The sequence below is a fragment of the Lentzea terrae genome, assembly GCF_003265345.1.
Taxonomy (GTDB): Bacteria; Actinomycetota; Actinomycetes; order Mycobacteriales; family Pseudonocardiaceae; genus Lentzea; species Lentzea terrae.
This window is the reverse complement of record NZ_QFWW01000004.1, coordinates 1-1,060: the sequence shown is the minus strand read 5'-3', so window position 1 is coordinate 1,060 and position 1,060 is coordinate 1. Positions and strand designations below refer to the sequence as shown.

The following is a 1,060-nucleotide window of genomic DNA, read 5'->3' as shown; positions in this document are numbered from 1 at the left end:
CAGGAGACCAGCGCCTTCTAAGTGCGTAACGTAACCACAGCGGTGTGGCCCATCCCGAAGGATCACCAGGGACCGATCAGCAGTCTTCGTTGCATATCATAGCCGCCGTGACAGCGGCTGCGCAAACCAACATCACCGTCGTAGAGGCGATCAGCCAGCCTCGCATGGCCGCTTACCAGGCACATTGCGGAGGTGACCGCGACCACGCGCTGGAGCTGTACGCGTGGAACGCCCAAGTCAGTGCCGCCTTCTGGGAAACGCTCGGATACCTCGAAGTGATCCTGCGCAACGCGCTCGTCACCCAGTTGCAGCAACGCCACCACCTCAAGAGAAATCCAGGCCACTCCTGGCTCGACGACCTTCGACGAGAACTTGATCAGCGGGCCCGCGATGACATCGCCACCGCCCGCGGCCGTGTCCACACCAAGGGCAAGGCGCCTAGCGACGGCCAGACCATCGCCGAGCTCGGTTTCGGGTTCTGGCGATACCTGCTCGCGAGCAGGTACGCAACCACGCTGTGGCCAGACCTGGCCAGCGCCTTCCCCAACGCTCCCAGCCGCTCGCGCACCACCATCGAGGCGCCAGTGAAGGCCTTGCACGTCTTCCGCAACAGGCTCGCACACCACGAACCGGTCTGGAACAAGCACCTGGTCGCGCGTCAGCACGACATCCACACCGTTCTGGATGCCATCGATCCCGTGCTCAAAGCCTGGGTGACGAAGAACTGCCGCATCTCGGCCGTGCTGCAGGGATGCACGTTCACGCGCCCGCACCCCTGACATCACCTCTGGGCAGCATTACCGCGGCGGTGCCTAACCTCGGGCGAACGCGAACGTCCCAGGTGACAGCACTTGAGCTGGGGAGGTCCGCGCGGTCGCGGAGATCGCCTTAGTGCGGACCGCCGTCGCGCCGACATTGAAGCGCTGGTTCAGGACGACACAGTAGGCGGCTCGACGGTGCTACCAGTGACGAGCTAGTGTCCTGAGTCGTTAATTCGCTGACAGTATGCGGCGAGGGACTCGAGGATCTGGTCCGCGGTGCGGGTCCAGACGTAAGGCTT

General features: G+C 63.8%; 1 protein-coding gene. It reads left to right on the top strand.

Going from position 1 to position 1,060, the window contains the following annotated elements:
- The first annotated feature begins 44 nt into the window (after window positions 1–44).
- Complete coding sequence (locus DI276_RS06800) at window positions 45–779, top strand: Abi family protein (protein WP_198680495.1); 735 nt, start codon at window positions 45–47, stop codon at window positions 777–779.
- Window positions 780–1,060: the final 281 nt, after the last annotated feature.